The 4,559-nt window shown below is 65.1% G+C and carries 5 protein-coding genes and 2 pseudogenes; 3 read left to right on the top strand and 4 right to left on the bottom strand.

Going from position 1 to position 4,559, the window contains the following annotated elements; all coding sequences use genetic code 11:
• Window positions 1-42 precede the first annotated feature (42 nt).
• Complete coding sequence (locus MFF64_RS36330; RefSeq protein ID WP_238193865.1) at window positions 43-210, bottom strand: VOC family protein; 168 nt, start codon at window positions 208-210, stop codon at window positions 43-45.
• A gap of 788 nt (window positions 211-998) precedes the next feature.
• Here MFF64_RS36330 and MFF64_RS36325 point away from each other — a divergent pair.
• From MFF64_RS36325 to MFF64_RS37975, 3 genes and pseudogenes are all read left to right on the top strand, one after another.
• Window positions 999-1,265, top strand: a complete 267-nt coding sequence (locus MFF64_RS36325) for a hypothetical protein (RefSeq protein WP_238193863.1) — start codon at window positions 999-1,001, stop codon at window positions 1,263-1,265.
• Between the two features lie 139 nt (window positions 1,266-1,404).
• A pseudogene (locus MFF64_RS36320) lies at window positions 1,405-2,174 on the top strand (IS5 family transposase).
• A 75-nt stretch (window positions 2,175-2,249) separates the two neighbouring features.
• Window positions 2,250-2,378 (top strand): hypothetical protein, encoded by a 129-nt coding sequence (locus MFF64_RS37975; protein WP_273557211.1) that lies wholly within the window; start codon window positions 2,250-2,252, stop codon window positions 2,376-2,378.
• Here the strand turns inward: MFF64_RS37975 and MFF64_RS36315 are convergent.
• The 3 genes and pseudogenes from MFF64_RS36315 to MFF64_RS36305 form a co-directional block, all read right to left on the bottom strand.
• Window positions 2,331-2,771 (bottom strand): annotated as a pseudogene (locus tag MFF64_RS36315) (SRPBCC family protein). The gene MFF64_RS37975 and the pseudogene MFF64_RS36315 sit on opposite strands and share 48 nt — an antisense overlap.
• A 9-nt stretch (window positions 2,772-2,780) precedes the next feature.
• Window positions 2,781-3,794 (bottom strand): aldo/keto reductase, encoded by a 1,014-nt coding sequence (locus tag MFF64_RS36310; RefSeq protein ID WP_238193861.1) that lies wholly within the window; start codon window positions 3,792-3,794, stop codon window positions 2,781-2,783.
• Between the two features lie 148 nt (window positions 3,795-3,942).
• Complete coding sequence (locus tag MFF64_RS36305; protein WP_238193859.1) at window positions 3,943-4,446, bottom strand: helix-turn-helix domain-containing protein; 504 nt, start codon at window positions 4,444-4,446, stop codon at window positions 3,943-3,945.
• Window positions 4,447-4,559 lie beyond the last annotated feature (113 nt).

Raw genomic sequence — 4,559 nt, 5'->3', positions numbered from 1 at the left:
GACGATCCGCCCACCCGGATAAACTGTCAAACCTCTTCTAACTCAGACCACTAGGCGCACCTTCGCCCCATGCGCTCCGGTCACCTGACCGAGGAACTCGCCCCCCATCTCGCCCGTCCGCACGAGGCGTGCGCCGAGCCCATCGATCCAGAACCAAAGCGCCTCGTCGAGGGAGCCAACCGCGAAGCCGACATGATCGGCGCGCTGCACATGAATGCTCGTATGTTCCGTCATGCAGGACGTTCTACCGGTAAAGGGGCCGCTCGTCTGCAACGGGTCGGGATCGGTGGTTAGGGCGTCTTGGCATAAGGTCGGCTCATGGCGCATAGCCGACATGTAAGACTTGATAGCATCACCAAAAATAAACTGAGACACTTCCGTTTAAGGGAAAAATATCGTTGTCCTGAGGTTGGCTGCCCGCTCAGCTGTCGTGAAGCCCAGGGAGTCCTGACAGGTCGACGCTGTTCCTGGCGAGCTAAGCCAGGACAGCCTTCAGATGCTGCGCTAATCGACGTGGACGATAGCAGCAGAGCCTTCCGGGGCTTCGCTGCCGCCATGAGTGGCGAGCGCACGGAGATGTCGAGGGCTCGCAGCGAGCAGCATCACAAGGGGTCGGTTCACCCCATGCCCAGCGAACGGTAGGGCAGTCGGCGCTGAAGTGTCAGGAGCATCGTACAGCGCGTTCGAGGGGCCTCCAGCAGTTGGGCAGCTGCTACGTCGCCCTGTCGGTCCTGGGGCATCCTGAGCCCAGCACGACAGCTCTAAGCTTGCAACGAGCAGCTCCGCTAATGCGGGTCCCTCACCATCCGCAGGCAGGGTCGAACCCAGCTCACCCGCTTCCGCAGCGATCCCGGCGCTTATCTCAACGTCCTCGAACGACAAGCTCAACAACAGATTTCGCCGTCCTCGTTTTATGGGAAACCTTTCGACGCTTCGAGCGTAGCGTTGGCTTCAGACATCCCGCCAGAGGACCGAGCGCGATGGAACCGATGAAGCCCATGGAACCCATGAAGCCGATGAAGGGCTCGGAGCCCTGGTGGCCGCAGGAGCTCGGCCAGCCCTCGACCAGCGGTGGCCAGAACAACATGCGCTACGCGTTCTTCCCCGATAAGCAGCGGCTCCTCGTCGAGACCGACGGCAAGCTGGCCACTTACGATAGCGGCGACCACCGCATAAGCGGCGTGTCCCAGTCGAAAGGCCGGGCACCAAGCTTCACCACCCAGGATGGCGACGTGAACGTGAACGACCTCAAGGTCGTGGATTGAGGGAGGCTCCGGCACGAGGCCTTCCCGCGCCGGCTCAAGCCACAGCGCGGTAAGGCCCTGTGGGGACGGACTTCTAGGGTCTAAACCCGTTCAAGGTGTTGTGATGATGAGCGAAATGTGATTCGAATGCGTCTCCCCGATGGAGGAGGCCATGGCAGAGCTGTTCTGGCTGTCTGACGAGCAATGGCAGGCGATCGCGCCGTTCATGCCCAAAAACCAGCCCGGCGCTCATCGCAAGGACGACCGCATCGTCATCTCGGGCATCCTGTACGTCATCAGGTCCGGCTGCCGCTGGAAGGACTGCCCGAGCGAGTATGGTCCGCCCACGACCATCTACAACCGCTTCAACAGGTGGTCGCGCTGCCGCTTCTGGACCGGCATGCTGGAAGCCCTCGCCAAGGCCGGATGGTCCAGCGACGCCGCTGCTCTCGACGCCACCTACGTCAAAGCCCAGCGCGCCGCCCACGGCGGAAAAGGGGGGCCCGCGAGCAGGCGATCGGCCCTTCGCGGGCGGGTCCGACCACCAAGGTCCACGTTCTCACCGACGTGATTGGCCGCCCGGGCGTCATCCACATCACCCCTGGCAACGCCAGCGACGTCAAGACTGCGCCTGCCGTCCTGGCCAAGGCACCGGGCCGCGTGCGCCGGTTGATCGCCGACAAGGGCTACGATGCCGACTGGCTGCGCCAGGACCTGCGCGAGCAGGGCGTTCAGGTGGTCATTCCCGGCACCCGCGCCCGCAAGCGCAAGATCCGGCTGGACAAGCGGCGCTATCGCGACCGTTGGCGGGTCGAGGCGGTGTTCTGCCGCCTCAAGGATTTCCGCCGTCTCGCCACGCGCTACGACAAGCTGGCCCGCAACTTCGCCTCGGCTCTCGCCATCGCCGCCCTCATCGCATTCTGGTGCTGATCGAGTCTCAACCCTAGCGTTCGATTATCTGGGGGGGCGTCGCGAGCCGGCCGGGGCTTGGCGCCGATCCGCCGGTTGATCAAACTCACGAACGCCAACATGGACCAGGAAGCGGCGAACTCGCAGGCCTTGGCGACCGGGCAGTCCCTGGCGGTGTCATCGCTGTCCCTGGCGATCCAGGCTGTCGGCGTAGCGCTTCCGTAGAGCGGCAAGGCCATCCTCGTAGATGCCCTGGAAGAGCGTCGAGATCTCGGCGTCGCTCACCCCGATCGGCTGAAACTCCCCGGACCACTCGACCCGCGACCGTTGGCCGTCGCCGGTCTCTCGGACCCGCAGGGTCGAGATGTAATCCTTCTGCGGGAAGGGCGACTGGAGGATGTGGTAGCCTTAGCTCCGTCCCACCTCGTCGAAGGCCATCAGCCGCTCTACGATGACGCCGCCGTCCGGGTTCGCCAAGTACCGGACGCGGCCACCCTCATGCAGCTCGGAATTGGGGATGTACGGCAGCCAGTCCGGCAGGGAGCCGAACCCGCGGATGAGCTGCCACACCTCGGACGCGGGAGCCGAGATATCGACGCTTGCCGATGCCGTCGCCATGATCGCCCCCTACCGCCCGAACGGAAGAGGCGCGTCCGGCGCCACGACGCCGCTCCGGCGCAGGTCGCGCCAGAACTCCTGAGGCACCTCGAAGGTGATGGCGGCATGGTCCTCCGCGATGCGCTCCGGCCGGCTTGCTCCGGGGATGACCGCCGCGGAGGCGGGATGGGCCAGCGAGAAGTGGAGTGCCGCGGCTTTGATCGGCACCCCGTATCGGCTGCACAACTGCTTAATGGTCTCGACCTTGGCGGCGATCTGCGGCGGTACCGAGCCGTACTCGAAGTGCTTGCCGCCCGCGAGTACGCCGGAGCTGTACGGGCCACCGATGACGATCTCGACCTTCTTCTCGACGGCGGCGGGCATCAGGCGCTGAAGAACCTTTCCATGATCGAGGAGCGTGTAGCGACCCGCCAACAGGGTGCCATTCGGGCGCACGTCGTCGAGCGAGAGCAGGAGCTCCACCGGCTCGACATTGTTCACACCCAACCCCCAGGCCTTGATCACGCCCTCGTCGCGCAGCCGGTCGAGAACGGGAAAGGCGCCGGTGCGTGCCTGCTCGAACAACCCGATCCACTTGTCGCCGTGGAAGTCCCTGGCGATATCGTGCACCCAGACGAAGTCCAGCCGGTCGACGCCCATGCGCTTCAGGCTGTCCTCGATGGACCGCTTCGCGCCATCGGCCGTGTAGTCGTAGACGACCTTGTTCGGGCGCCCGTACTTGAAGATCTCGCCTTTCTCGCCCTGGTCGCGTGCCCCGGTCTCGACCTCGTCGAGGATGATGCGCCCGACCTTGGTGCTGAGGCAGTAGGCGTCGCGCGGATACTTCGACAGGGCCTTGCCGAGCCTGATCTCCGACAGCCCACTCCCGTAGAAGGGCGCGGTGTCGAAGTAGCGCGTGCCAGCTTTCCAAGCTGCGTCGACCGTAGCTTCTGCCTCCCCGTCGGGGATGTCGCGAAACATGTTGCCGAGAGGTGCGGCGCCGAAGCCGAGCGGGCCGGCGAGCAGCGCGTCCCTAATGGTCATGGCTTCTCCGAGGTGCGGAAGTCAGAGCGACATCGGGGCTGGCGTCTTCGAGCGGGGAGACGCGATAGGTCTCACCTGCCCGTGCTGCCAAGCCTTGCATGACGGTCTACAGTCCAGCAGCGCCAGGGTATCGACCGTCCTTGCGGGCTTACCGGCCGATCTTGCGATGTTCGGCGAGGGCAACCACGCCCGGGCCGTCCAAGCGGCGGAACATGGTCCGGTATTGCCCGGGCGTCAGGCCGGTGCTCCTCCGGAAGACCCGCGTGAAGTTGTCGTGGGAGCCAAAGCCATGGTCGACGGCGACCTCGAGGAGCGTGGCCCGGTCGAGCGCCAACGCCTCCTGGGCCGCACGGACGCGCCGTTCGGTCACGTAGCGATGTGGGGTCAGGCCGGTCGCCTCGCGAAACAGGCGCGAGAAGTGGAAGGGGCTGAGGTAGGCCTCGGCTGCAAGTCGTTCGAGCGGGATGGGTTCGGCGTAGTGAGCGTCGACGTAGTCGGTCACGCGTTTAAGCCGGCGCTCGTCGAGCTTCTGCGCCGCCGTAGACGGCTTCCACCGGTCGATCGTGTAATTGGCGATCAGGTAGGCGGCCAGCGCGGTCGTCAAACCGTCGACGAACAAGCGGTTCGTCGGCATTGGCGGCTTGTCCAGCAAGCCCTCGAAGGCTCGCGCGAAGGTGACGAGGAGTGGGTCAGCCAAGCCCCCGACGAAGTGTCCGCCGTCAGCGCCCGTGAGACAGAGTGAGGCCCTTCACGAACGGAGGATGA

The sequence above is a fragment of the Methylobacterium frigidaeris genome, from assembly GCF_022179185.1.
Taxonomy (GTDB): Bacteria; Pseudomonadota; Alphaproteobacteria; order Rhizobiales; family Beijerinckiaceae; genus Methylobacterium; species Methylobacterium frigidaeris.
This window is presented reverse-complemented; position numbering and strand designations above follow the sequence as displayed.

Coding starts and splice junctions, on each gene's coding strand:
- MFF64_RS36310 (WP_238193861.1), bottom strand. CDS start 3,794: ATGACCATTAGGGACGCGCTGCTCGCCGGCCCGCTCGGCTTCGGCGCC.
- MFF64_RS36325 (WP_238193863.1), top strand. CDS start 999: ATGGAACCCATGAAGCCGATGAAGGGCTCGGAGCCCTGGTGGCCGCAG.